At 67.6% G+C, this 25,135-nt stretch carries 24 protein-coding genes; 11 read left to right on the top strand and 13 right to left on the bottom strand.

Features of this window, described 5'->3' with window-relative positions:
- Positions 1 to 115: 115 nt before the first annotated feature.
- Genes N5D20_RS18675 through N5D20_RS18665 form a run of 3 tightly spaced genes read left to right on the top strand, consistent with a single transcriptional unit; the run spans position 116 to position 2,113 of the window.
- Complete coding sequence (locus N5D20_RS18675) at positions 116 to 847, top strand: CoA transferase subunit A (RefSeq protein ID WP_043398748.1); 732 nt, start codon at positions 116 to 118, stop codon at positions 845 to 847.
- A gap of 1 nt (position 848) precedes the next feature.
- Positions 849 to 1,481: a CoA transferase subunit B gene (locus tag N5D20_RS18670; protein ID WP_109814907.1), complete on the top strand. Its 633-nt coding sequence runs from the start codon at positions 849 to 851 to the stop codon at positions 1,479 to 1,481.
- Between the two features lie 44 nt (positions 1,482 to 1,525).
- Positions 1,526 to 2,113 carry an alpha-ketoglutarate-dependent dioxygenase AlkB gene (locus N5D20_RS18665; protein ID WP_010480687.1) on the top strand — a complete coding sequence of 196 codons (588 nt, stop codon included), beginning with the start codon at positions 1,526 to 1,528 and terminating at the stop codon, positions 2,111 to 2,113.
- A 3-nt stretch (positions 2,114 to 2,116) separates the two neighbouring features.
- On the opposite strand, the gene N5D20_RS18660 is transcribed toward N5D20_RS18665, so the two are convergent.
- From N5D20_RS18660 to N5D20_RS18645, 4 genes are read right to left on the bottom strand one after another with little or no spacing between them, the layout of a single operon-like run.
- Positions 2,117 to 2,758, bottom strand: a complete 642-nt coding sequence (locus N5D20_RS18660; RefSeq protein WP_049455356.1) for an ABC-type transport auxiliary lipoprotein family protein — start codon at positions 2,756 to 2,758, stop codon at positions 2,117 to 2,119.
- The gene (locus N5D20_RS18655; RefSeq protein WP_010480691.1) at positions 2,755 to 3,681 is read right to left on the bottom strand and encodes an MlaD family protein; all 927 of its coding nucleotides are present in this window, start codon (positions 3,679 to 3,681) and stop codon (positions 2,755 to 2,757) included. Before N5D20_RS18655 ends, N5D20_RS18660 begins: the two co-directional genes overlap by 4 nt.
- Positions 3,682 to 3,684: 3 nt before the next feature.
- Positions 3,685 to 4,512: an ABC transporter ATP-binding protein gene (locus tag N5D20_RS18650; RefSeq protein WP_010480693.1), complete on the bottom strand. Its 828-nt coding sequence runs from the start codon at positions 4,510 to 4,512 to the stop codon at positions 3,685 to 3,687.
- A 1-nt stretch (position 4,513) separates the two neighbouring features.
- On the bottom strand, positions 4,514 to 5,635 hold the full coding sequence (locus N5D20_RS18645) for an ABC transporter permease (protein WP_010480695.1): 1,122 nt from the start codon (positions 5,633 to 5,635) through the stop codon (positions 4,514 to 4,516).
- 92 nt (positions 5,636 to 5,727) lie between these two features.
- Between N5D20_RS18645 and N5D20_RS18640 the strand changes: the two genes are divergently transcribed.
- Positions 5,728 to 6,987, top strand: a complete 1,260-nt coding sequence (locus N5D20_RS18640; protein ID WP_010480697.1) for a threonine/serine exporter family protein — start codon at positions 5,728 to 5,730, stop codon at positions 6,985 to 6,987.
- A gap of 131 nt (positions 6,988 to 7,118) precedes the next feature.
- Here the strand turns inward: N5D20_RS18640 and N5D20_RS18635 are convergent, their stop codons facing one another.
- From N5D20_RS18635 to N5D20_RS18625, 3 genes are all read right to left on the bottom strand, one after another.
- On the bottom strand, positions 7,119 to 7,502 hold the full coding sequence (locus N5D20_RS18635) for an H-NS histone family protein (RefSeq protein ID WP_010480700.1): 384 nt from the start codon (positions 7,500 to 7,502) through the stop codon (positions 7,119 to 7,121).
- 222 nt (positions 7,503 to 7,724) lie between these two features.
- The gene (locus N5D20_RS18630; protein ID WP_279914821.1) at positions 7,725 to 9,428 is read right to left on the bottom strand and encodes a proline--tRNA ligase; all 1,704 of its coding nucleotides are present in this window, start codon (positions 9,426 to 9,428) and stop codon (positions 7,725 to 7,727) included.
- A 275-nt stretch (positions 9,429 to 9,703) separates the two neighbouring features.
- On the bottom strand, positions 9,704 to 10,078 hold the full coding sequence (locus N5D20_RS18625; protein WP_029379706.1) for a DUF4124 domain-containing protein: 375 nt from the start codon (positions 10,076 to 10,078) through the stop codon (positions 9,704 to 9,706).
- Positions 10,079 to 10,158: 80 nt separating this feature from the next.
- Here N5D20_RS18625 and pssA point away from each other — a divergent pair, with 80 nt between their 5' ends.
- Genes pssA through rimI form a run of 3 tightly spaced genes read left to right on the top strand, consistent with a single transcriptional unit; the run spans position 10,159 to position 11,935 of the window.
- Positions 10,159 to 10,935: a CDP-diacylglycerol--serine O-phosphatidyltransferase gene (pssA, locus tag N5D20_RS18620; RefSeq protein WP_005415206.1), complete on the top strand. Its 777-nt coding sequence runs from the start codon at positions 10,159 to 10,161 to the stop codon at positions 10,933 to 10,935.
- Positions 10,932 to 11,441, top strand: coding sequence for a hypothetical protein (locus N5D20_RS18615; RefSeq protein ID WP_260364027.1), 510 nt, complete (start codon positions 10,932 to 10,934; stop codon positions 11,439 to 11,441). Before pssA ends, N5D20_RS18615 begins: the two co-directional genes overlap by 4 nt.
- On the top strand, positions 11,438 to 11,935 hold the full coding sequence (rimI, locus tag N5D20_RS18610; protein ID WP_049410561.1) for a ribosomal protein S18-alanine N-acetyltransferase: 498 nt from the start codon (positions 11,438 to 11,440) through the stop codon (positions 11,933 to 11,935). The genes N5D20_RS18615 and rimI overlap by 4 nt, the downstream gene beginning before the upstream one ends.
- A 104-nt stretch (positions 11,936 to 12,039) precedes the next feature.
- Here the strand turns inward: rimI and N5D20_RS18605 are convergent, their stop codons facing one another.
- The 4 genes from N5D20_RS18605 to N5D20_RS18590 form a co-directional block, all read right to left on the bottom strand.
- Complete coding sequence (locus tag N5D20_RS18605; RefSeq protein WP_279914820.1) at positions 12,040 to 12,861, bottom strand: EamA family transporter; 822 nt, start codon at positions 12,859 to 12,861, stop codon at positions 12,040 to 12,042.
- A gap of 134 nt (positions 12,862 to 12,995) precedes the next feature.
- Positions 12,996 to 15,824: a valine--tRNA ligase gene (locus N5D20_RS18600; protein WP_010480718.1), complete on the bottom strand. Its 2,829-nt coding sequence runs from the start codon at positions 15,822 to 15,824 to the stop codon at positions 12,996 to 12,998.
- A gap of 72 nt (positions 15,825 to 15,896) precedes the next feature.
- The gene (locus N5D20_RS18595; protein ID WP_010480719.1) at positions 15,897 to 16,322 is read right to left on the bottom strand and encodes a DNA polymerase III subunit chi; all 426 of its coding nucleotides are present in this window, start codon (positions 16,320 to 16,322) and stop codon (positions 15,897 to 15,899) included.
- 82 nt (positions 16,323 to 16,404) lie between these two features.
- A complete protein-coding gene (locus tag N5D20_RS18590; RefSeq protein ID WP_010480720.1) occupies positions 16,405 to 17,883 on the bottom strand; it encodes a leucyl aminopeptidase in 1,479 nt (492 codons plus the stop codon).
- A gap of 104 nt (positions 17,884 to 17,987) precedes the next feature.
- Here N5D20_RS18590 and lptF point away from each other — a divergent pair, with 104 nt between their 5' ends.
- Both lptF and lptG read left to right on the top strand, forming a co-directional pair.
- Positions 17,988 to 19,070, top strand: coding sequence for an LPS export ABC transporter permease LptF (gene lptF, locus N5D20_RS18585; RefSeq protein ID WP_049410571.1), 1,083 nt, complete (start codon positions 17,988 to 17,990; stop codon positions 19,068 to 19,070).
- Entirely contained in the window at positions 19,067 to 20,173 is a 1,107-nt protein-coding gene (gene lptG / locus N5D20_RS18580) for an LPS export ABC transporter permease LptG (RefSeq protein WP_043403322.1), read from the top strand. Before lptF ends, lptG begins: the two co-directional genes overlap by 4 nt.
- Positions 20,174 to 20,263: 90 nt before the next feature.
- Here lptG and N5D20_RS18575 read toward each other — a convergent pair whose 3' ends face one another.
- A complete protein-coding gene (locus N5D20_RS18575) occupies positions 20,264 to 20,755 on the bottom strand; it encodes an RDD family protein (RefSeq protein ID WP_010480723.1) in 492 nt (163 codons plus the stop codon).
- Between the two features lie 56 nt (positions 20,756 to 20,811).
- Between N5D20_RS18575 and xerD the strand changes: the two genes are divergently transcribed.
- Together xerD and N5D20_RS18565 are read left to right on the top strand one after the other, a co-directional pair.
- The gene (gene xerD, locus N5D20_RS18570; protein WP_279914818.1) at positions 20,812 to 21,789 is read left to right on the top strand and encodes a site-specific tyrosine recombinase XerD; all 978 of its coding nucleotides are present in this window, start codon (positions 20,812 to 20,814) and stop codon (positions 21,787 to 21,789) included.
- 100 nt (positions 21,790 to 21,889) lie between these two features.
- Positions 21,890 to 22,675, top strand: a complete 786-nt coding sequence (locus N5D20_RS18565) for a DsbC family protein (RefSeq protein WP_054170982.1) — start codon at positions 21,890 to 21,892, stop codon at positions 22,673 to 22,675.
- Positions 22,676 to 22,795: 120 nt separating this feature from the next.
- On the opposite strand, the gene N5D20_RS18560 is transcribed toward N5D20_RS18565, so the two are convergent.
- The gene (locus tag N5D20_RS18560; protein WP_279914817.1) at positions 22,796 to 24,895 is read right to left on the bottom strand and encodes a glycosyl hydrolase family 18 protein; all 2,100 of its coding nucleotides are present in this window, start codon (positions 24,893 to 24,895) and stop codon (positions 22,796 to 22,798) included.
- Positions 24,896 to 25,135 lie beyond the last annotated feature (240 nt).

Genomic DNA, 25,135 nt, shown 5'->3' with positions numbered 1-25,135 from the left:
ACCCGGCATTCTACGGAACCCTGTGCGATGCCCGTGCAATGCTGCGGCGCATCCAGGCCCTTCGCCGCCCTCCAGCTAGAATGCGGTCATCCTCAACGTGCAGGGTAGTACAGCAATGCAGCAATCGACTTCCACCGGCAAGCGCAGCAAGCGCTTCGCCAGTGCGGCGGAGGCCCTGCAAGGGGTGGTCGCCGATGGCCAGACGCTGGCCGTGGGCGGCTTCGGCCTGTGTGGCATTCCCGAGGCACTGATCGCCGCGCTGCGCGACAGCGGCGCCAAGGGCCTGACCGTGATCTCCAACAATGCCGGCGTTGATGGTTTCGGCCTGGGCCAGCTGCTGGAAACCCGGCAGATCAGGAAGATGATTTCGTCCTATGTGGGCGAGAACAAGGAATTCGAGCGCCAGTTCTTGGCCGGCGAGCTCGAGCTGGAATTCAACCCGCAGGGCACCCTGGCCGAGCGCCTGCGTGCCGGCGGTGCAGGCATTCCGGCGTTCTTCACCGCCACCGGCTATGGCACCGTGGTGGCTGAAGGAAAGGAAACCCGCGAGTTCGACGGCAAGCACTACGTGATGGAAACCGCTCTGCGCGCCGACGTGGCGCTGGTCAAGGCGTGGAAGGCCGACGAAGCGGGCAACCTGGTGTTCCGCAAGACCGCGCGCAACTTCAATCCGGCTTGCGCGATGGCCGGCAAGGTCTGCATCGTGGAAGTGGAGGAGGTGGTGCCGGTCGGCGCGATTGATCCGGACCAGGTGCACCTGCCGGGCATCTACGTACACCGCATCGTGCACAACCCGCATCCTGAAAAGCGTATCGAACAGCGCACCATCCGCGCGGAGGGCAACTGACATGGCGTGGACCCGCGATGAGATGGCGGCACGTGCCGCCCGCGAACTGACCGATGGTGCGTACGTGAACCTGGGCATCGGCCTGCCGACCCTGGTTGCCAACCACATCCCCGAAGGGGTGGACGTGTGGCTGCAGTCGGAAAACGGCCTGCTCGGCATCGGTCCGTTCCCGACCGATGCCGAAGTGGACGCCGACCTGATCAATGCCGGCAAGCAGACCGTCACCGCGCGTGCCGGTGCCAGCTATTTCGGCAGCCACGACAGCTTCGCGATGATCCGCGGTGGCCATGTGAACCTGGCTATCCTCGGCGCTATGCAGGTCACCGACAAGGGTGACCTGGCCAACTGGATGGTGCCCGGCAAGATGGTCAAGGGCATGGGCGGTGCGATGGACCTGGTGGCCGGCGTGCAGCGCGTGGTGGTGCTGATGGAGCACACCGCCAAGAACGGCGAGCACAAGATCCTGACCGAATGCACGCTGCCGTTGACCGGTGTCGGCGTGGTCGACCGCATCATCACCGACCTGGCCGTGTTCGATGTCACCGACAAGGGGTTGCTGCTGGTGGAAGCCGCACCCGGTGTCAGCGATGACGAGTTGAAGGAAAAGACCGGCGTTGCGTTCCAGCGCGCTTGATGTCCCGGGGCGGCTGCAGGCCGCCCCTTTCCGGAAGGCACGCGATGCTGTTCCCCGACGATCTTCCTGATGCTGACGTCCAGCACCTGCGGGGTTGGCTGGCCCCGGCCGACGCGGACGCGCTGATGTCCGTGCTGCAGGCTGATGTGCCTTGGGAGGTCCATCGCATCCGCATGTTCGGCAACTGGGTGGATTCGCCGCGGCTGAGCTGCTGGATCGGCGATCCGCAGGCGCGCTACCGCTATTCCGGGGCTGAATTCGTGCCGCACCCCTGGCCACCCGCGTTGCAGGCCATGCGCGGGCGCCTGCAGGCGGAGGGCATCGGCCGCTTCAACAGCGTGCTGCTGAACCGCTATCGCGGCGGTGGCGACTACATGGGCTGGCACAGCGATGACGAGCCAGAGCTGGGGCCGACCCCGGTGATTGCTTCGCTGAGCCTGGGCGCGGCGCGCCGCTTCCTGCTGCGCCGGCGCGATGACCCGGCGCGGAAGGCCGAGTACCTGCTCGGCCATGGCGATCTGCTGGTGATGGCGGGGCAGACACAGCGGTTCTACCAGCACGCGCTGCCGAAGATGGCACGGGTGCAGGGCGAACGGATCAACCTGACGTTCCGCTGGATTACGCCACGCTGACGGTCAGCGCGCGACGGTCGGCTGGTCGGCCTGTCCGCTTGTCAGCGTCCAGCCCACCATCTCCTGTGCCAGCTGCTGCAGGCCGCGCTCGAACGCAGCGGCAACCGCCGGCACGTCGGTACTGCCGACCGGCTGCGCCTGGCGGAAGGTACGGTCGGCGACCACGCGCTGGTCGGCCACATGGATCAGCTTGGCGTTGACCTCGATCACCACGGTCGGCGTGGCCTGGCCCAGGTAGTCCGATTCAAAGCGGCGCACGTCGGTGGACAGCTTGTAGTCGGCACGGATGCCGGCACTGCTGCGCGCCACGCCACGGATGCGGCCGGAGTCCTCAAAGCCACGCAGCAGGGTGTCCTCGATCATGTCGGTGGCCGGCTGTGCCCAGCTGGCCCCCTTGTAGATCTCCATCTGCGACGGCGTCGGCCGCACGTTGATACGCGGGCTGTCGACCATGCGCGCGGCGCTGGGCTTGGCCAGCACCAGCTGCCAGCCCACCTGTGGCCACGCCGGGTCGGCCTTCACCTGCACGGACGGCGAGTACAGCGTCACTGCGGTTTTCTCGCTGCTGCCAAGGATGGAGCAGCCGCCCAGCAGGGTGACCATCGAAGCGGCCAGCAGCAGGCGCGGAAGGGCGGTCGGGCTCATTTGGGTTCGAACTCCTTCGGTGCGTCGCGGCCCAGCAGGTAGCGCGCGGGGTTGTTCTCGAGGCGGTCGCTGACCCGGCGCAGATCGCGGATCAGGCCGCGCAGTTCGGTCAGCGTCGGGCCGAGCTGGCCGAGGCCATCGTTGGCGAAGCTGTTGATCGCGGCACGGTTCTCGCCAAGGATCGAGTCGGCGTTGCCAGCGGCCGAATCAAGCTTGGCCAGGGTGGCGTCGAGCTTGTCGATGATGCCCGGCAGCTGCTGCACCAGGTTCTTGTCCAGGCGCTCGATGGTGCCATTGGTGGTCTTCAGCGTGGTGTCCAGGCTGCGGGCGGCATCGCGCGCGCTGAGCAGCAGCGCCTGCGTGCCCTGGTCGCGGTCGGCCAGGCCGCCGCTGATCGTTTCCAGGTTGGCCAGCGTCGCGTTGATCGAGGCCACGTTGCGGTCGCTGAGGATCTGGTCCATGCGCTCGACGATGCGGTTGGCAACGTCAGTGATGTTCTGCAGCGCCGACGGCGTGGTTGGAATGATCGGCGCCGGATCCTTGTTGACCGTGGTCAGTGCCGGCGACTGCGGCGTACCACCGCTGAGCTGGATGATCGACGGGCCGGTCAGGCTGGTGATCGCCAGCTTTGCACGGGTATCGGTCTTGACCGGGGTGGTCGAGTTCAGGCGGATGCGTGCGACCACCTGGCGCGGGTCGTCCGGAACCAGGTTCAGTTCGATGATCGAACCCACCGCGATGCCGTTGTACTGCACCGGGCTGCCCACCGACAGGCCGGTTACTGCCTCGCGGAACACCACGCGGTATTCCTGCCAGGTACGGTCGGAGGAGTACTTGGCCGCCCACAGGCCGAAGGCCAGCAGGGCCAGGCCGGTGATCAGGGTGAACGCGCCGATCAGCACGTAGTTGGCTTTGGTTTCCATGGCTCAGGCACTCTCGATCTGTTCGCCGCGCGCGGCACGCGCACGCGGTCCGTGGAAGTATTCCTGGATCCACGGATGATCCAGTTTCTCGATGTCCGGCAGTGGCGCGTTGGCCACCACTTTGCGGTCGGCGATCACCGCCACCCGGTCGCAGATCGCATACAGCGTGTCCAGGTCGTGGGTGATCAGGAACACGGTCAACCCCAGTGCTTCCTGCAGGGTCTTGATCAGTCGGTCGAAGGCGGCCGCGCCGATCGGGTCGAGTCCGGCGGTCGGTTCATCCAGGAACAGCAGCGGCGGGTCCAGTGCCAACGCGCGGGCCAGGCCGGCGCGCTTGCGCATGCCGCCGGACAGCTGCGAGGGCAGTTTGTTGATCGCATCGGCGGGCAGGCCGGCCAGCTTCACCTTCAGCAGCGCCAGTTCGTAGTGCCAGCGCTCGGGCAGTTCGCGGTGGTGCTCCTTCAACGGTACCTGCACGTTCTCGCCTACGGTCAGCGACGAGAACAACGCACCGTCCTGGAACAGCACGCCGGTGTTGCGCTCGATGTGCAGGCGGCTCTCGGCATCGTCGGCACGCGCGTCGCGGCCCAGCACCTCGATCCGGCCTTCGTCGGGCGTGCGCAGGCCGAGGATCGAGCGCATCAGTACCGACTTGCCGGTACCCGAACCACCCACCACGCCGAGAATTTCGCCGCGGCGCACGTCCAGGTCCAGGTCCTCGTGCACGGTCTGGCTGCCGAAGCGGTTGACCAGCCCGCGCACGCGGATGGCCAGGTCGTGGCCATCGTCGTCCTGCATGGGAATGTCGTCGGGCGTCGGATGCGTGCTCATGTCACCAGTCCATGTGCATGAACCACAACGCCGCGAAGGCGTCGATGATGATCACCAGCGAGATGGTCTGCACCACGCTGGAGGTGGTGCGTTCGCCCACCGACTGCGCCGTGCCTTCCACCTTCAGGCCTTCCAGGCAGCCGATCAGGCCGATCACCAGCGCGAACACCGGCGCCTTCGACAGGCCGACCAGCATGTGCCGCACTTCCATCGTCTCGTGCATGCGCGCGATGTACATCTGCGGCGGGATGTCGAGGTCGAACGCACCGACGGTGATGCCGCCGGCCAGGCCGGCGACCATCGCAATGAAGGTCAGCAGCGGCAGGGTGACCAGCAGCGCCAGCAGCCGTGGCAGCACCAGCAGGTCGATCGGATCCAGGCCCAGGGTGCGCATCGCATCGATTTCCTCGCGCGCTTTCATCGCACCGATCTGTGCGGTGAAGGCGCTGGCGGTGCGGCCGGCCAGCACGATGGCGGTCAGCAGCACCGCGAACTCGCGCAGGAAGGCGATGTTGACCAGCTCGACCACGTAGATCTCGGCGCCGAAGTCGCGAAGGATGGTCGAGCCGAGGAAGGCGATCACCGCGCCCACCAGGTAGGACAGCAGCGCCACCAGCGGTACCGCGTCCAGCCCGACCTGCTCCATCTGGTGCACGGTGGCGGTCAGGCGGAAGCGACGGGGTTCCTTGACCAGGCGAGCTCCCTTGACCAGGTTCTCGCCGAGGAAACTGCACAGCGCCTTGATGTTGTGGCCGGTGGCATGGACGCTGACACCCAGCCGTTCCAGCGCCGCCAGCACGCCGAAGTCGCGCTTGGGCTTGGGCCGGTCGTCGGCCACTTCCTCGATGGTGCACACCAGCGCCTGGTGATCCGGGCGGAACTTCAGTGCGTCCTCGCCGAGGTCGGCGCGATGGGCTACGCGCAGCACCTGCAGCACGCCGGCCGAATCCATTTTCTCGATGGCGGTGGCATCGATGCCGGTCAGCGTGTCGGGAACGCCGCGCAGGACTTCGGCCGCAGCCAGCGCGGTCTTCAAGGTCCAGGTGCCGGACAGGCGGATCACGCCCGGGTCATGGGCATCCTGTTCGAGCTGGGGGGCGTGGTTCGGGGTCACTTGGGCCATTCGGGTCGCAGCATAACCGTTCTGTATTGGGCTTCGCGTCGAACTCGGATGAATTTCTCCGGTAAGGCCCAGCCTAGGTAATACTACGGCGCATGTCCGCAGACGCTCACACGATCCCCACGCCCCAGGCCAGCTACGCACAGCGCGTGGCCTTCGTTTCCGAGATCGCCGGACGCCTGCACAGCTATGGCACAACGGCCCAGCGCCTGGAAACAGCGGTGGTGGCACTGGCCCGCCAGCTCGATCTGGATTGTGAACCGTGGTCGAATCCCACCGGTATCATCCTCAGCTTCAGCGACCCGGCGCAGGCGATCGGCTCCAGTGACATCACCCGCGTGATCCGCTTGGCGCCCGGCGAGAACGACCTGCACAAGCTCAGCGTCGCCGACCATATCGCCGAGGAAGTGGCCAATGGGCGGATGAGCATCGCCCAGGGCCACACCGCATTGCGCCAGCTGGACAAGGATCCGGGCCGGCGCGGCAAGCTGCGCACCATCCTTTCGTTCACCCTCGGCGCGGCCGGCGTGGCCGGCATGTGGAAGCTGCCGTGGCTGGACATCGCCACCGCCGGTGTCATCGGCCTGATGATCGGCCTGCTCGGCATGGTCACCGACCGTCGCCCGGCCACCCGCGAAGCCGCCGAGGCACTGGCCGCGCTGCTGGCCGGCCTGGTCGCCACGCTGGTCGCGTCCTTCATCGGCGCGCTCAACCTCAACACCGTGATCATCGCCTCGCTGGTGGTGCTGCTGCCGGGCATGTCGCTGACCAATGCGGTCAATGAACTGGCCAGCCAGCACTGGGTGTCGGGGACCGCGCGCTTCGCCGGTGCGCTGACCACCATCATGAAACTCAGTGTGGGCGCGATGATCGCGGTGACCTTGGCCGACGTGCTCGGCCTCGACCCGGTGATCCGCGCGGCGCGGCCGCAGGGGCCCTGGGTGGAGTGGGGCTCGCTGCTGACCGCGGCGTTCGCCTTCGCGATGCTGTTCAAGGCCAACCGCCGCGATTACCCGTGGGTGATCGCCGCCTCGGTGGCCGGCTATGCGATCTCCAAGTTCGGTGGCCACGCCTGGGGCGCGCCGGCCGGCATCTTCCTGTCGGCGATGCTGCTGACCGCCGGTGGCAATCTGTTCGGCCGTCTCGTTGGCCGCCCGGGTGCGATCATCCGCCTGCCTGGCATCATCATGATGGTGCCAGGCAGCACCAGCCTGCGCGGCGTGCTGACCCTGGTCCAGCAGCAGGACGTGGGTGCCGGCCAGAGCGTGTTCCTCACCGTGCTCAACGTGGTGATGGCCCTGGTCGCCGGCCTGCTGTTCGGCAACCTGCTGATGCCCGCTCGCAAAACCCTGTAATGATGTCGGTGAGTGTGGACCGTTGGTCCACACGCCGGGAGGGCTGCTTGCTGTGGGTGTGGACCTCGGTCCACCGAAGAATGAAAAACGCCGGCTTTCGCCGGCGTTTTTCATCGCATTCCAATCCGGCCTCAGGCCTTCTTGATCAGGAAATCTTCCGGCTTCTTGTTGCCCTTGGCGGTCAGCTCGGCCATCCAGCGCGGCTGCTTGCCACGGCCGGTCCAGGTTTCCTTGGGGTTGGCCGGGTTGCGGTACTTCGGGGCAACCTTGCCCAGCTTGCGGCCGGCGGTCTTCGACGGGGCCTTGGCGGCCGGAGCGGCCTTGCGGGCACGCGTGGCCGGGGCGCTGCCGAACAGTTCTTCGATGGTGTAACCCTCGGTCTTGGCCAGCTTGGTCAGCTGGGCCCGGACCTTGGTGATCGGCCGGCGCTTGGCGACGATGGTCTGCTGCTTCTTGGCGGTACGGATCAGGGCGCCCAGCTCGCGTGCCGACAGGCCGGTCAGGTCAATGCTCATTTACGGTTACTCCGGAAACTAATAAGTGGACGGGACGAGCCAGTCCATGGCGTCGCGGGACAGAATAAAGATGAATTAATCCCAGCACAAATGCAGGCGGGTCATGGCCTGGCAGCATCCCGGCTGCATTGCGTCTATTTTGACCGGATTATGTCCGCTGCAATATTGCTCAAATGGGCGTCAGCTAGAAAAAGACCGGGGCATGCCCCGGTCTTTTCCTGATCAGTCCTGCAGACGCTGCAGCAGGGTGGCCTTGTCCAGGTTCTCGGCTTCGCTGGCGCGGCGCGAGCGGTACTCGTAGGTACCGGCGGCCAGGCCACGTTCGCTGACCACCACGCGGTGCGGGATGCCGATCAGTTCCATGTCGGCGAACATCGCGCCCGGGCGCAGGCCACGGTCGTCCAGCGCGGCATCGAGGCCGGCGTCGCGAAGTTCCTGCAGCAGGTTGGACGCTGCATCGGCGACGGCAGCGTCGCCCTTCGGGTTGATCACGCACACCACCACCTGCCACGGCGCCATCGCGTCCGGCCAGATGATGCCGGCATCGTCATGGTTCTGTTCGATCGCGGCAGCCACCACGCGCGAGATGCCGATGCCATAGCAGCCCATCGCCATCACCGCCGCCTTGCCGTTTTCATCCAGCACGGTGGCATCCAGCGCTTCGGCGTACTTGCGACCGAGCTGGAACACGTGGCCGACTTCGATGCCACGGGCGATCTTCAGTTCGCCACCGTCCAGTGCGCGGTCACCGGCACGCACGTTGCGGATGTCCGCCACTTCCGGTTCCGGCAGGTCGCGGCCCCAGTTGACGCCGGCCAGGTGGAAGCCGGTTTCGTTGGCGCCGACGACGAAGTCCGACATCGCCGCCACTTCGCGATCGGCGACCACGCGGATGGGCTTGGCCGGGGCGACCGGGCCAAGGAAGCCCGGCACGCTGCCCAGGTGCTCGGCGATCTCCGCCTCGCTGGCGAAGCGCTGCTCGTCCAGGCCGGCAACCTTGGCCAGCTTGATCTCGTTGACTTCATGGTCACCGCGCACCAGTACCAGCACGAACTGCTGTGCCTTGCCTTCGCCAGCGATCAGCGCCACCGACTTCACCGTGCGCTGCAGGGCGATGCCGAGCAGGGCCGCGACGTCCTCGCAGGTCTTCTGGGTGGGGGTGTCGACCTTGCGCATGGCTTCGCTGGCGGCGGCACGCGGTGCCGGATCGGCGGCAATCGCCGCTTCCATGTTGGCCGCGTAGTCCGAACCGGTGGAGAACACCAGCGCGTCCTCGCCGGAATCGGCGATCACGTGGAATTCCTGCGACGCATCACCGCCGATCGCACCGGAGTCGGCCTGCACCATGCGGAAATCCAGGCCGAGGCGGGTGAAGATGCGGCTGTAGGCGGACTTCATGTTCTCGTACTCGCGCACCAGGCACTCATCGTGCAGGTGGAACGAATAGGCGTCCTTCATCAGGAACTCGCGCGAACGCATCACGCCGAAGCGCGGACGGATCTCGTCGCGGAACTTGGTCTGCACCTGGTAGAAGTTCACCGGCAGCTGCTTGTAGCTGGATAGCTCAGCGCGAGCGAAGTCGCAGGCGGCTTCTTCGGCGGTCGGGCTGTAGCAGAACACCTGGTCCTTGCGGTCCTTGATCTTCAGCAGCTGCGGGCCGAACTTCTGCCAGCGCCCGGTCTGCTCCCACAGTTCCTTCGGCTGGATGGTCGGGATCTGGAATTCCACGGCACCGGCGCGGTCCATTTCCTCGCGCACGATGCGCTCGACCTTGCGCAGCACGCGCAGGCCCAGCGGCGACCAGGTGTACAGGCCCGATGCCAGCTTGCGGATCATGCCCGCGCGCAGCATCAGCCGGTGGCTGGTGAGCTCGGCGTCGCTGGGGGTTTCCTTGGTGGTGTGCAGGTGGAACTGGGAGAGGCGCATCGTCGGCTTCGGATAACGGCAGAGACGCCTATTCTGCCAGCCCGGCCGGGGGGAGGGGTATCGGCAGGGCTGCGCCCTGCACCCGCCTCAAGCAACGTCAACTGCAACTTCCGAAGCGACGGCAAAGGCGAGTTTACTGGGGGATGGCGGGGTGGGCCCGGTTGCGGGAGACGCCGTAAACCCACAGTGCCCCGCCATCCCTCAGGAAGCCGCTTTGGCGTTTGACGTTGCCGTTGCTTGAAGCAGGTGCAGGGCTGCAAGCCCTGCCGATACCCTCACTCCGCCGGGCAGTAAGCCTTGATGGCGGCTTCAGCCAATCCCTTCTGCGCACTGCGCTGCTCCGGAGCCAACGGGGTATCGGCCTTGCCATCGCCATCGGTGTCCTGCATCACCTGGCCGCCACCGTCCAGCAGGGCCAGGTTGGCCCGGGCCGTGCTGCACTGCTCAGGCACCGGTGCGGCGGGGGTCTCGGCGCTGGCCGCAGCCTGTGGGCTGCGCGCCTGCGCACGGGTCTCGAATTTCCTGCCCGCCGGAGGGGTCTCCGAATACTGGGTCACGCCATTGGCGTCCTTCCATTTATAGACCGGGCCGGCCACGACGTTGGCACTGGCCAACAGCAGCAGGCATCCAAGGCAGGACAGGGCACGCATGGCAAACTCCACGGAATGGGCGTAGAACGCCGATTGCAGCATTGGCGCCGAGCACTGGCAAGTCGATTAAACTGGATTCCATGGACCCGATCACACCGCCGCCGCGTTCGCGCACGATTTACCTGCTGCCCAACCTGTTCACCACCGCCGGCCTGTTTGCCGGCTTCTACGCGATCATCGCCGCGGCCAACGGGGACTTCGTCAACGCCAGCATCGCCGTGTTCGTGGCAGCGGTGATGGATGGCCTGGATGGGCGCGTGGCGCGCCTGACCGGTACCAGCAGCGAATTCGGCGTGCAGTACGACTCGCTGGCCGATCTGGTCAGCTTCGGCATGGCCCCGGCACTGGTGATGTACCACTGGTCGCTGTCGTGGCTGAAGTTCGATGACCCGCTGCTCGGCCGCGTCGGCTGGGCCGTGGCCTTCCTGTATGCCGCCTGCGCGGCGCTGCGCCTGGCCCGCTTCAACACCCAGGTGGCGGTGGTCGACAAGCGCTGGTTCGTCGGCCTGGCCAGCCCGGCCGCGGCCGGCCTGATGATGTCCTTCGTCTGGGCGTTCGCCGATGGCAACCTGGGCTGGGACGGCAACCAGCTGCGCTACGTGGCGCTGGCGGTGACGATCATCGCGGCGCTGCTGATGGTCAGCCGCATCCGCTTCTGGAGCTTCAAGGGCGGCGCTGCCAAGGGCACCCGTTCGGACCGCGTGCCGTTCCTGGTGCTGGCACTGGTACCGGTGGCCATCGCCATCGCGGTCATCGATCTGCCGCGCGTGCTGTTCGCGGTGGGCATCCTGTACGCCTTGTCCGGCCCGGTGATGTGGGCCGTGCAGCGCCTGCGCAAGAAGCCCGAGGCCGCGTGAGCCAGGATCTGCCCGTGCTGTGGTCACCGGCCCAGCAGGCCTGGCTGCAGGCCATGGGCTACACCGTCTACCACGACGGCCAGTTGGCCGCGGAACTGGATGCCGCGCTGCAGCTGAGCGTGGCCGAAGCCGAGACGGCTGCCGCGCCAGCGGCGGAGCAGGCGCGGGCATCCACCGCACCCGCGAGTGAGCCTCTGGCTGCGGCCACACCGGTTTCCCGCCAGGAGCGTCCGGCACCCCCGCGTCGCGAGACCCCGGTCAGCGCACCGGACACCGCGCCCGCCGCTGCCCGCCCGCTGCCCGGCGGCAATGCCCGGCAGCCGGTGGTGCGGCTGCCGGATCGCCTGCAGATCGCCTTGCTGCGCGCGTCCGGCTGCAACCCCAACGATCCGGCCACGCAGGCGCTGATGGACAGCTGGCCGCTGGACCAGTTGCGCCAGGACCCGGCCGCCAAGCGCGCGCTGTGGCCGCAGCTGCGCACCCTGCGCAAGCGGGGCACGCCATGAGTGCGGTCAGCCAGCCCGGTCCGGTCAGCCTGCGTGCGCTGCGCGAGAGCGACCTCAACGCGGTGATGGCGATTGAAGTACGCGGCTATCCGTTTCCCTGGACCCGCGGCATCTTCGTTGACTGCCTGCGTGCCGGTTATCCCGGCCTGGCGATGGAGCGCGATGGCCAGCTGATCGGCTACGGCGTGCTCAGCATCGCCGCCGACGAGGCCCATGTGCTGAACATCTGCATCGATCCGTTCACGCAGTCGCGTGGCCTCGGGCGGCAACTGCTGCGGGCGCTGGTGCAGCTGGCCGGCGACCGTGGCGCGCAGCGGGTGTTCCTGGAAGTGCGTCCGTCCAACGCGCCGGCGCTGGCGCTGTACCACAGCGAAGGCTTCAACGAGATCGGCCGCCGCCCGCGTTACTACCCGGCCGCACAGGGCCGCGAGGACGCGGTGGTGATGGCGATCGAACTGGTCGACGGCGACCTGCAGGCGATGCCGCCGCTGTAACCGGGAAGGGTTGGCGGCCAGCGGCCGGCACTACCGATGGATCTCCGCTGTCATCGACACATCACCTGCCGTGGTAGGTGCCAACCTTGGTTGGCACGCATTGCTCACGCCAACCGCAGTGCCAATACACCGCCTACGATGAGCGCCGCCGCCAGCCAGCGCGCACGCGGAATGCGCTCGCGCAGCAGGAACACCGAGATCAGCAGCGCGAACAGGATCGAAGACTCACGCAGCGCGGAGACCATCGCCACCGGCGCCTGGGTCATCGCCCACAACGCCATCGCATAGGACGCCGTGGTGCCGACACCACCGGCCAGACCGAGAGGCCAATGCTGCCGCGCATAGGCCAGCACCGCGCCGCGCCGGGTGTACAGCGCCCACAACGGCAGGGGAATGCCCGACAGCAGGAACAGCCACAGCGTGTAGCTGAGCGCACTGCCGGACTGGCGTGCACCCTGTGCATCGACCAGGGTGTAGGTGGCGATCATCGCCGCGGTCAGCAGTGGCAGGCGCAGTTGGCCGCCACGTGCACCCAGTGCCATGCACAGGATGCCGGTGCTCACCAGCACCACGCCCAGCCACGCGGCAGGTGCCAATGGTTCGCCCAGCAGGGTGCCGGCCAGCGCAACCAAGATCGGCGCGCTGCCACGCATCAGCGGGTAGGCCAGGCTCATGTCGACCTGCTGGTAACAGCGTGCGACCAGCCCGTAATAGGTCACCTGCAGCAGCACCGAAGCGGCCAGCCACGGCCAGCTGTGCGCGCCGGGGAAGGGCAGGAAGGGCAGGGCGGCGGCGGACAGCAGCGCCGCGCTGCCGGTGACCAGCACGGTACCGAGGAATTTGTCTGGTCCGCGCTTGACGATCGCATTCCAGCTGGCGTGCAGGGCCGCAGCCGCGAGGACCAGCAGGAAAATGGAAAGAGGCATCGGGCGATGATGCCATGTCGGGAAAATGGAAACGCCAGGCATTGCCCGGCGTTTCCGATTCCGCATCGGTAGATGCCAACCTCTCCCGCCGTGGTAGGTGCCAACCTTGGCTGGCACGCACCAGAGCGCGGCGCTTACAGCTTCGCGCGCTGCTCGCGCAGGCCGGCCAGCTGGGTGTTCCAGTCGACCAGGCGCACGCGTTCCTGCTCGACCACCGCCGGTGGCACCTTGTCGGTGAACCTGGCCAGCTTGGTCTCGCTCTTTTCCTTTTCGGCTTCGACGCGGGCGATTTCCTTGTCCAGGCGCACGCGCTCGGCGTCGAGATCGACCAGGCCTTCCAGCGGCACCAGCAGCTTCAGCTCGCCCACGATCGCAGCGGCAGCCGGCGGTGCGCTTTCGCCTTCGGCCAGCCACTGGATGCTGTCCAGCTTCAGCAGGAACGACAGCGAAGCGCTGAAGCGTTCGATGCGCACGCGGTCCTGTTCCAGGCCGGCCTGCAGGCGCAGCGGCACCAGCTTGGACGGGGCGACGTTCAATTCGCTGCGCACGCGGCGCACGGCACTGATCACCGCCTTCAGCCATTCCACGTCGGCCTCGGCCTGGGCGAAATCGCCCTCGAACTCGGCCGCGGTCGGATACGGGCGCAGCGACAGCGTGGTTTCGGCCAGGCCCAGGCGCGGGGCCAGCTGCTGCCACAGCTGTTCGGTGATGAACGGCGTGAGCGGGTGCAGCAGGCGCAGCAGCGCTTCCAGCACGTACAGCAGGGTGTGGCGGGTGCTTTCGGCATCGGCGCCGTCGGCACCGTTCAGGGCCGGCTTGCTCAGTTCCAGGAACCAGTCGCAGAACGCGTTCCAGGCGAACTCGTACAGGCACTGTGCCAGCAGATCGAAGCGGTAGGCGGCGAAATGGCCCTGCGCTTCGGCAGTAGTGGCGGCTAGGCGCGCGAGGATCCAGCGCTCGGCATCGGTGCGCGGCTTGGGCACGCCGGTGAACGCGGCACCTTCAGTGTTCATCAGCGCGAAGCGGCTGGCATTCCACAGCTTGTTGCAGAAGTTCTTGTAGCCCTCGGCGCGGTTCATGTCGAACTTGATGTCGCGGCCGTGGGTGGCCAGCGCGGCGATGGTGAAGCGCAGCGCATCGGCACCGTGGGCAGCAATGCCGTCCGGGAATTCCTTGCGGGTGGCCTTTTCGATCTTCTCCACCATCTTCGGCTGCATCAGGCCGCCGGTACGCTTGGCGACCAGGTCGTCGATGGTGATGCCGTCGATGATGTCCAGCGGGTCGAGCACGTTGCCCTTGCTCTTGGACATCTTCTGGCCCTGGCCGTCGCGGATCAGGCCGGTGAAGTAGACGTCCTTGAACGGGATCTTCCCGACCAGGTTGTCGGTGGCCATGATCATGCGCGCCACCCAGAAGAAGATGATGTCGAAGCCGGTGATCAGCACCGACGACGGCAGGTAGCGGTCGAAGCCGCGCTCGGCCATCGCCTGTTCGTTCGGCCAGCCCAGGGTGGAGAATGGCCACAGCTGCGAGGAGAACCAGGTCTCCAGCACGTCGCTTTCCTGGTTCAGCACCACGTCGCTGCCGAGGTTGTTCTTCGCGCGCACTTCGTCTTCGCTGCGACCGACGTAGCAGTTGCCGGTGGCGGCGTCGAACCACGCCGGAATGCGGTGGCCCCACCACAGCTGGCGGCTGATGCACCAGTCCTGGATGTTGTTCATCCAGTGGCGGTAAGTGTTGATCCAGTTCGGCGGAACGAAGGCGATGCTTCCGTCCTCGACCAGTTCCAGGCCACGCTTGGCCAGGTCGTCCATCTTCACGAACCACTGGTCGGTCAGGTACGGCTCGATCACCTGGCCGGTGCGATCACCGCGCGGCACCTGCAGCTTGTGCGCCTTGGTCTCGACCAGGATGCCCAGGTCTTCCAGCTCGGCCAGCACGGCCTTGCGCGCGGCGTAGCGGTCCAGGCCCTGGAAGCGTTCGGGTGCGTTTTCATTCAGCGCCGCCACCGGGGTGAACAGGTTGATCATCGGCAGGCTGTGGCGCACGCCCACTTCATAGTCGTTGAAATCGTGCGCCGGGGTGACCTTGACCACGCCGGTGCCGAACGCACGGTCCACGTAATCGTCGGCGATCACCGGCACGCGGCGGCCGGTCAACGGCAGCACCACCTGCTTGCCGATCAGGTGCGCATAGCGCTCGTCTTCCGGATGCACCATCACCGCCGTATCACCCAGCAGGGTTTCCGGGCGCGTGGTGGCGACCACCAGGTAGTCGCGGGTTTCGCGCAGGGTTTCCACGCCGTCGGCATCGCGCTCGACGTGCTCGTAGCTCAGGCCTTCATCCAGCGTGTAGGCGATCGACCACAGGAAGCCGTCTTCCTCGGCGCTCTCCACTTCCAGGTCGGAAATGGCGGTCTTCAGCACCGGGTCCCAGTTGACCAGGCGCTGGCCACGGTAGATCAGGCCCTGCTCGTACCAGCGCACGAAGGCTTCGTTGACGGCGGCCGACGGCTGCGGGTCCATGGTGAAGGTGCTGCGCGACCAGTCGGCGGAGGTGCCGAGGCGGCGCATCTGGCGCTCGATGGTGTCGCCGGACTGCTGCTTCCACTCCCAGACCTTGCCGATGAAGCCCTCGCGGCCCAGCGAATCGCGGGTCTCGCCCTTGCCTTCCAGCGCCAGGTTGCGGCTGACCACCATTTCGGTGGCAATGCCGGCATGGTCGGTACCGACCTGCCACAGCGTGTCGTAGCCACGCATGCGGTGGTAGCGCACCAGCGCATCCATCAGGGTCTGCTGGAACGCGTGGCCCATGTGCAGGGTGCCGGTTACGTTCGGCGGCGGCAGCAGGATGGTGTACGGCTCGCCCGTGCCGGACGGCTTGAAGTGGCCGGCCTTCTCCCAGGCCTCGTAGAGGTCGGTCTCGAAGGACTTCGGGTCGTAGCTGGAGGCGAGTTGGGTCATGCGGGGGAACCAGGAGGTAATCGTTGAAGGATCAGGGCGCGGCGGCGGCCCATCAAGGGGGCCGGGGCGCGCTTACATGTCGTGCTTGTTCAGGTCGTAACCGGCGGCCTTGTACTGGCGCCAGCGTTCGCGCAGCGGTTCGCGTGCTTCCGGGTCGGCCGGAACCACTTCCAGCACGCGCTCGCACTCGCCCAGCCAGGGCTCATCACGCAGGTTGATCACCAGCGGACGCGCCGGTGCCCCGGTGCCGGGTACGGCGATCAGCACCAGCGCCTCTTCCTCGTCCATGTCCTCGCCGGCGATCTGGTGCGGGATGTAGGCATCGTTGTCGAACGCCCACAGCAGCTCGTCCAGCTCCTCGGCCTGGGCCTGGTCGCGGGCCAGTACCAGGGTGAACAACCCGGCGTCGTTGGCCTTGCGCGCCAGTTCGCAGACCAGGCGCAACGGCTCGGTCAGGAAACGGGGCTTGGCGATCAGGTAGAAGTCGGCGCGGGGCATGGCAGGGTCCGGGTCAGGCAGGGTTCCGGCGGTGCCGGGCGAGGCCCCGGCCGGCGGGCGCCAGCCAGGGTCGGGTACGGCATCAGGCGCGGGCGGCCTGGTCCAGCAGCCACTGGCTCAGCAGGCCGACCGGGCGGCCGGTGGCCATGCCACGCTTGCCTTCATCGCTGGCCACGCCGGCGATGTCCAGGTGGGCCCAGCGCTGGCCTTCGGTGAAGCGCGACAGGAAGCAGCCAGCGGTGATCGCGCCGGCCCAGCGGCCGCCGATGTTGTAGACGTCGGCGAAGGTCGAATCCAGCATCGGCTGGTACTCGTCCCACAGCGGCAGGCGCCAGGCGCGGTCGAACACGTGCTCGCCGGCGGCCAGCAGCTCGTTGGCCAGGTCGTCGTGCTTGCTCATCAGGCCGGCGGTCTGGTGGCCCAGGGCGACCATGCAGGCACCGGTCAGGGTGGCCACGTCGACCAGCGCGGCCGGCTCGAAGCGCTGCGCGTAAGTCAGCGCGTCGCACAGGATCAGGCGGCCTTCGGCGTCGGTGTTGCCCACTTCGATGGTCTTGCCCGACATCGAGGTGATCACGTCGGACGGACGGTAGGCGTTGCCGTCGATGGCGTTTTCCACCGCCGGCACCACCACCACCAGGTTCAGCGGCAGCTTGGCCTTGACCGCAGCGACGAAGGTGCCGATGACGTTGGCGCCACCGCACATGTCGTACTTCATTTCTTCGATGCCGCCCTGGGTCTTCAGGTTGACGCCACCGGTATCGAAGGTGATGCCCTTGCCGACCAGTACATAGGGCTTGGCGTCGCCAGCACCGGTCCACTTCAGCACCACCAGGCGCGGGCGGTTGGCCGAACCACGGGCCACGGCCAGCAGCGAACCCATGCCCAGCGCTTCCATCTGGTGCTCGTCGAGGATCTCGGCTTCGGCACCGTCATGCTCGCCGGCGAACTTCACGCCCACCTCGGCCAGGTAGGCCGGGGTGCAGTAGTTCGGCGGCAGGTTGCCCAGCTCGCGGGCGAACTCGACACCGGCGGCGATGGCCTGGCCCTGGGCCAGGGCCTGCGCGTCGTCACCGGCGATGGCCAGCTGGGCCAGGCCGGCGTCGTCGGCCTTCTTCTTGCCCAGGGTGGCGGTGTAGCGGTAGGCGGCGTGATCGGCGGCGATCACCGCCTGGCGGATCGCCCAGGCCGCGTCGCGGTCCTTGATGGCCACTTCGGACAGGGTGAACAGTGCGCTGCGGGCAGCACCGGCCTTCAGCGCGCGCACGGCGTCGCCGACGGCCTTCAGGTACTGCGGCACGCCGAAACGGGCGACTTCGCCCAGGCCGACCACCAGCACGCGCGGGGCGGTCACGCCCGGCAGGTCATGCAGCAGGGTGGTGGCGCCGGTCTTGCCGGACAGGTCGCCGCGCTGGGCCAGGGCGGCCAGGCGGCCACCGCTGGCGGCGTCCAGGGCCTGTGCGGCCGGGGTCAGGGTATGGTCGGCATAGGCGCCGACCACCAGGCAATCAACGGCGGCGGCGGCCGGAGCAACGTGGTTCAGGGTGAATTCGAGGGCCATTGAGCAGATTCCATTGGCGAGTCCGTACAATCGCAGGCCGTTTACGCCCAGACAGTAGACTGGGCGGCACCGCGAACGAACCCCAGAGTTTAAACCACCGCCCCATGCTGAAGCTCGACCGATACCTGCTGGGCGATTTCGTCCAGAGTTTCCTGGCTACCCTGATCGTCCTGCTGGTGGTCAGCGTGGGCGGCGTGCTGGTGGACATCCTCGGCAACATCGCCGACGGGCGGCTGCCGGCCAAGCTGCTGTTCTCGCAGCTGGGCCTGCAGTTCATCGCCTACCTGCCGCTGATCCTGCCGCTGGCACTGATGCTGGGCCTGCTGCTGGCCATCGCCCGCCTGTACCGCGATTCGGAAATGGCGGTCATCACCGCCATTGGCGTGGGCCCCAAGCGCCTGCTGCGGCCGCTGTTGATGCTGGTGGTGCCGGTGGTGGTGCTGGTCGGCACCTGCTCGCTGTGGCTGGGCCCCTGGGCCGGCCGGGTGGCCGAGCAGATGATCATCGAGGCCAACCGCAGCGTGCTGATGGCCGGCTTGGAGCCGGGCCGCTTCACCCCGCTGCCCAATGGCGGCGTGGTCTACCTGTCCTCGATCTCGCCCGATGGCACCCAGCTGGGCAACGTGTTTCTGCAGCGCCAGAAGGATGACCGCCTGGAGGTGGTGTCGGCCAATGGCGGTCGCATGTTCTTCGAGGGTACCCGCCAGCGCTTCCTGGAGCTGGATGACGGCCACCAGGTGGAAGGGCCGGTGGCCGGTGCGCTGGACTACCGCCTGGCGACCTTCGCCCGCAATGACGTGGCCCTGCCCGATGGCGCGCAGACCCGCACCGAGGATGACCCGGAACTGATGCCGACCCTGCAGCTGATCGGCGATGAGCGTCCGCAGGCGCAGGCGCAGCTGCACCGCCGCCTGGCCCCGCCGCTGATCGCGCTGGCGTTCGCCCTGCTGACCGTGCCGCTGGGCCGCAGCTCGCCGCGCCAGCAGCGCTACGGCCGCATGATGCTGGCGCTGATGGCCTACATGGTCGGCACCAACCTGATGTTCATCGGCAGCGGCTGGATCGCCAACGGCAAGATCCCCCCTGCGCTCGGCCTGTGGTGGTTGACCCTGCCGCTGCTGGCGTTGGCCATCTGGATGTATGCACGTGATGGCCGCCTGGGCCGCCCGAAGGGAGCCCGCGCATGAGGCTGCGCCCGATGCGTTTCGACCTGTACCTGGGCCGGTCGGTGTTCACCACCGTGTTGCTGACCTGGGCCGTACTGGTCGGTCTGGACGTGGTGATGGCGTTCTCCGGCGAGTTCAAGGACATCGGCAAGAACGGCTACACCCTGGGCCATGCCGCCGCCTGGGTGCTGTATACGGTGCCACGCCGCGCTTACACCATGTTCCCCACCGCCGCGGTGATCGGCGCACTGATGGGCCTGGGCCAGCTGGCGGCGACCTCGGAGCTGACCGCGCTGCGTGCACTGGGGCTGTCGCGCAAGCGCCTGAGCGTTTCAGTGGCGATCGCGCTGTCGCTGCTGACCGCGGTGATGGTGCTCAGCGCCGAGACCCTGGGCCCCTGGGGCCAGGACCGTGCCGATGCGTTGAAGTCCAGTGCCAAGTGGGGGCGGGATATCGCCACCAGCCGTTATTCGGGCCTGTGGGCACGCGAGGGCGATACCTTCCTCAATGCGCAGAGTGGCGAGGAGCAGCTGGTTGGCGACAAGGGCACGCGCCTGATCCTGCGCGACGTGCGCCTGTATCACATCGCTGAAGACGGCCGGATCGCCTCGCTGACCCATGCTGCCACCGTCGAGCATGACAAGGATGGCTGGGTATTGACGGGCGTGCGCCGGGACACCTTTGGTGAACGCTCGGCCACGCGTGAGGAAGTGGCGCGCGAAGCGTGGAATTCTTCGCTGGATCCGGCCGCGCTGGCCACCGGCATCGCCAAGCCGCGCAACCTCAGCGTGGCCGAACTGAGCACCAGCATCGCCTATCGCCAGCGCAACGGGCTGGATGCGCGCGACTTCGAGGATGTGTACTGGAGCCGCTGGTTCTACCCGGTGAACGTGCTGGCGCTGTGCCTGGCGGCGGTGCCGTTCGCGTTCGGTTCGCTGCGCAGCGGCGGCATGGGCAAGCGCCTGTTCCTGGGCATCCTGTTCGCGCTGGGCTTCTGGCTGCTGCAGCTGTTCTTCGGGCGCATGGCCGGCGCGTTGAAGTTCGATTACCGCATTGCCTATGCGCTGCCACCGATCGTGATGCTGGCGGTGTCCGGACTGCTGTTCCGGCGCAAGTCGGGCTGATTCTGATTGTTGTAGAGCCGAGCCTGTGCTCGGCTGTCGCGTACAGTGCGGAAAGCAGCCGAGCACGGGCTCGGCTCTACAGACAGCGCCTTACCGTTTCGGCATCCGCACCAGGCGGGTGCCGCTGGCGCGGTCATGCCAGGTCAGGCGTTCGCGATCGACCCACGCCCACCAGAAGCCCAGTCCACCCAGCAGCAGGGATAGCGTGCCCACGGCGAAACGCAGCCACAGCTGGCTGCGCCGCAGCGGCGCGCCATCGCTGGCGTGCAGTTTCAGCCGCCACGGCCGCATGCCCAGCGTCTGCCCGCCGCGGCGCCAGCTTGCCGTCGCATACCACCCCGTGATCGCCCAGCACACCGCCCACAGCAGCCACTGCCAGGCACTGAACGGCGCGATGTTCTCGCGCTGGGCATGGCCGCTGAAGGTGTAGGCAAGGGTGAACAGGGTGCCGGCCAGCATCCACAGCGCCAGCACCGGCAGCGCGTCGTAGACCATCGCCAGCGCGCGCCACAGCAGCAATGCGCGCGGGCGGGGCAGTTCGGTAGCGGCCGCAGGGGCCGTATCAATGGCGGGGCGGGACATGCGCCGAGCATACGCAATGCTGGCCGCATCCGCAGTGGCCCTCGTATCCTCTACGCATGGCCTCTGTTTCCACCCCCGCCGAACGCCGCCAGCTGGTGCAGCAACTGCCGGAACTGCGCGCCGATGACAGCGTGCGGATCCAGCGTTTCCTCGATGCGATCTGGGCCGAGAACGGCCTCGCGCGCGCCACGCTCGACAGCTACCGGCGCGACCTGGAAGGGTTGGCGCGGTGGATGGATGGACGCGAGGGCGGGCTGGCCGGCATCGAGCGCCCCGGCCTGTTCGACTACCTGGCCTGGCGTACCCGTCATGGCTGGTCGCCGCGCAGCAACGCGCGCCTGCTGTCGGCACTGCGCGCGTTCTTCGCCGACGGCGTGCGTCGTGGTGAGCGCAGCGAAGACCCCAGCGCGCTGCTCGATCCGCCCAAGCTGCCACGTTTGTTGCCCAAGGCGCTGGCCGAGAGCCAGATCGACGCGCTGTTGGCAGCACCGGATGTCGACAGCCCGCTGGGCCTGCGCGATCGGGCCATGCTGGAGCTGATGTATGCCGCCGGCCTGCGCGTGAGCGAGCTGGTGCTGCTGCCCGCCACCGCGGTCAACCTGCGCCAGGGCGTGCTGCGGGTGACCGGCAAGGGCAGCAAGGAACGGCTGGTGCCGCTGGGTGAGGAGTCGCAGCACTGGCTGGAGCGTTACCTGCAGCAGTCGCGCCCGCTGCTGGTCGGCAAGGGCAAGGTGCACGCGTTGGCAGACGGGCAGACACCGTTGTTCGTCGAGCCGACGCTGCATGCGCTGACCCGCCAGGCGTTCTGGCATCTGGTCAAGCGCCACGCCCAGGTGGCCGGCATCGATCCGGCGCGGATCAGCCCGCATGGCCTGCGGCACAGCTTTGCCACGCATCTGCTCAACCGCGGTGCCGACCTGCGCGCGCTGCAGATGCTGCTCGGCCACAGCTCGCTGTCGACCACCCAGATCTACACCTTGGTGGCCCGCGAACACCTGCAGAAGCTGCATGCACGCCACCATCCGCGCGGCTGAGCGCAGGCCTGAACCCCGGCCTCAAGCGTCGGGCGGTGTCGCGGCCCGGTCGCGGCAGCTGTGTCAGAATCCGGGGTCTTCTTCTGCCGCGGACCGCTCCATGCTCCGATTTGCCATCGCCGCCGTGTTCGGTGCGCTCAGCCTGACCGCCTGCGCCCAGCCGGCCCCGCCAGCTGCCAAGGCACCCGCCACCGCTGCGGCCAAGGCCAGCCCGGCCGCCAACGCGTCGGCCGATCAGGCCGTGCGCGCCGCGCTGACCGCGCTGAACCCCGGTTTCCAGGTGGACTACATCGGTGCTGCACCGTTCCCCGGCTTCCGTGAGGTCGTCGTGTCCGGCCAGCTGCTGTACGTGTCCGATGATGGCCGCTACCTGTTCCAGTCGCAGCCCTACGACACCCGCGCCAAGGGCCCGGCCAACAGCGAAGGCCTGCTCGGCTACCGCCGCGATCTGCTGGCCAAGGCCAACCATGGCGACCGCATCGTGTTCGCCGCGCCGAATGCCAAGTACACCATCAGCGTGTTTACCGACATCGAGTGCGGTTACTGCCGCAAGCTGCACCAGGACATCGCCGAGCTCAACCGCAACGGCATCAGCGTCGAGTACCTGGCGTTCCCGCGCATGGGGCTGGGCAGCAAGGACTACACCGACATGATTTCGGTCTGGTGTGCGGCGGATCGCCGCCAGGCGCTGACCAATGCCAAGCGCGGTGGCAATGTGCCGGCCAAGAACTGCACCAACCCGGTGGCGATGCAGTACGCACTGGGCCAGCAGCTGGGCGTGAACGGCACGCCGGCGATCTTCGCGCCGGACGGTACCCAGCTGGGCGGCTACCTGCCGCCGGCGCAGCTGCGCGCGGCGCTGGAAAAGCTGTCGGCCAAGCGCTGATCGCCGCCGACCTTGTTTCTGTAGAGCCGGGCCCATGCTCGGCTGATGTTTCCGCAGCCGAGCATGGGCTCGGCTCTACAGGTAGGAAGCCGGGGGCGCGCAGCACCCCCGGCTTTTTTCTTACTTCAGGCCATCACTGACCGCCTTGGTCAGCGTGCCCTGTGCATCGTCACCACTGAACTCCCAGACGAACGCGCCGCCCAGGCCCTGGGTCTTCACGTAGCCCATCTTGCGGGTGATGTTGGCCGGGGTATCGAAGCTCCACAGCGTGCTGCCGTTGTAGATCCAGGTGGCACCGGCGGTGTTGTCGGTGTAGCCCGGCCACGCCAGGTTCTTCAGCACCTTCCAGTCTTCGATGCCGGCCTCGTAGGTACCCGGCGCGGCGCCGGTGGCGGTCTGGTACAGGCCGTTGTTGGCGTTGGCCACACCGGTCCAGCCGCGCCCGTAGTAGCCGATGCCCAGGTTGAGCTTGGCGGCGGGCACGCCTCGGCTGATGAAGGCCTCGATGGCGTCGTTGCTGTTGTACAGCTTCTGGTCGCCGGTGGACGGATCATTCGGCGAATCGAACAGCGCCGACTGGTGATTGGTCTTCGCATCCCACGCACCGTGGAAGTCGTAGGTCATCACGTTGATGTAGTCCAGGTACGGGTGGTACGCGGCCGGATCGGTGACGCGGATCTTGTCGATGCCGGCGCCCACCGCCACCGTCAGCAACAGGCCCGGACGCACCGCATCGAGCTGGCGGCGGAACTCGGCCATCAGTGCGGTGAAGTTGGCGTTGTCTTCCGGCTTGCCGCATTCGATGCCGCAGGCCACCGGGTATTCCCAGTCGATGTCGATGCCGTCGAACACGCCCAGCGCGGCACCGGCGCCACCGGCACCGTCGGTCACCGGCAGGTTGCCCTTGATGTAGGCGTCGATGCACGAGGCGACAAAGGCCTGGCGGTTTTCCGGGCGCGCCGCGCTGGAGAAGCCGCGCGACCAGGTCCAGCCACCCAGCGAGATCAGCACCTTCATGCCCGGGTACTTGGCCTTGAGCTGCTTGAGCTGGTTCCAGTTGCCGCGCAGCGGCTGGTCCCAGGTATCGGCGCTGCCGCTGACACTCTCGGCGGCACTGAAGGCCTTGGTGTAGTCGGCGAAGGCGTCGCCACCGGCACCGCTGTTCGGATCCGACGGCTGGGTGATGCCCACTTCGCAGCGGTTGTTGCGCACGTTGCCGAACGCGTAGTTGATGTGGGTCAGGCGTGCGGCCGAGCCGCTGCTGTCGATGTTCTTGACCCGGTAGTTGCGGCCGTAGATGCCCCACTGGGTGAAGTAGCCGATGACCCGCTTGCCGGTGGTGCCACCGTCACCGGCCAGCGTGGTGGCGCTGATCTCGGTGCCCTGTGCCGACGCGTTGCCGGCGTTGTCGCGGGCGCGCACGCGGTAGCGGTAGGTGGTGGAGGCAGTCAGCCCGCCGTCGACATAGCTGGCACTGGACGGTGAACCGACCAGGCTGCCGTTGCGGTACACGTCGTAGCCGGCCACGCCGCTGCCACCGGTGTTGTCGGTGGCCGGGTTCCAGCTGAGTGCGATGCTGTTGGCGGTGCGCGTACCGACCGCCAGCCCGCCCGGCACGCTGGGCGCGGTGGTATCGCCACCGGCGGCGTTGACGGTGATGGTGATGGTCGCGGTGCTGCTGGTGGCGTTGTTGTTGTCGGTGGCCACCGCGCGCAGGGTGTGGCTGCCGGCGCTGGCATTGGCCCAGCTGGCCGCATACGGCGCACTGGTGGCCACGCCGAGCGTGCTGCCATCGCGGAAGAACTCGACCTTGGCGACACTGCCGTCCGGATCACTGGCGGTGGCAGTCACGTTGACCGTGCTGCCGGCACTGAAGGTGGCGCCGTTGGCCGGCGAGGTCAGGCTGACCACCGGCGGCTGGTTGGCGCCGCTGCCATCGCAGGCGCCGAGGTTGGTGTAGTAGGGCGCACCGGCCGGATGGTCCGGCGGCGCGTTCCAGATGTCCTGGTTCGCCCGATAGAGGACGCCTCCTTTCTGCAGGGTATCGCCGGCCCGGTAGATCCTGGCCTGGTCCCATTGGGCCACCCCGGCACAACTGGCGGCCTGCGCCAGGCCGGGCAGGGCGGCGGCACCGGCGGCCAGGGCAAGCAGCCAGGCCAGGCGGTGGGGACGACAGCTTCGGGTCGCACGTTCGGCACTGCGCACAATCGGGTCGTACATGGGTAAGTCTCCGATCAAAGGGCGCGCGGGCCCCGATGGCGCCGCGCGTGACGCAGGTCCGGGCGTCGCCCGGGAAGGCGACGGAGGGGCCGGACGGAGGTACCTGGGAGGCCGGGGAGAGAGTCCGGCGCCAGGTAGGGACAACGTTGTCATCAATCGTGTGGTCAATCCGTGAGCAAGCGCATGGTTCCGGGAATCGGGCGGAGAGCGGCGCTGCGCGCGGCCGGCGGCCATCGGCGG

Source organism: Stenotrophomonas sp. GD03877, from assembly GCF_029840555.1.
GTDB lineage: Bacteria > Pseudomonadota > Gammaproteobacteria > Xanthomonadales > Xanthomonadaceae > Stenotrophomonas > Stenotrophomonas geniculata.
The sequence above is the reverse complement of the archived record's forward strand: the minus strand, read 5'-3'. Positions and strand labels throughout refer to the sequence as shown.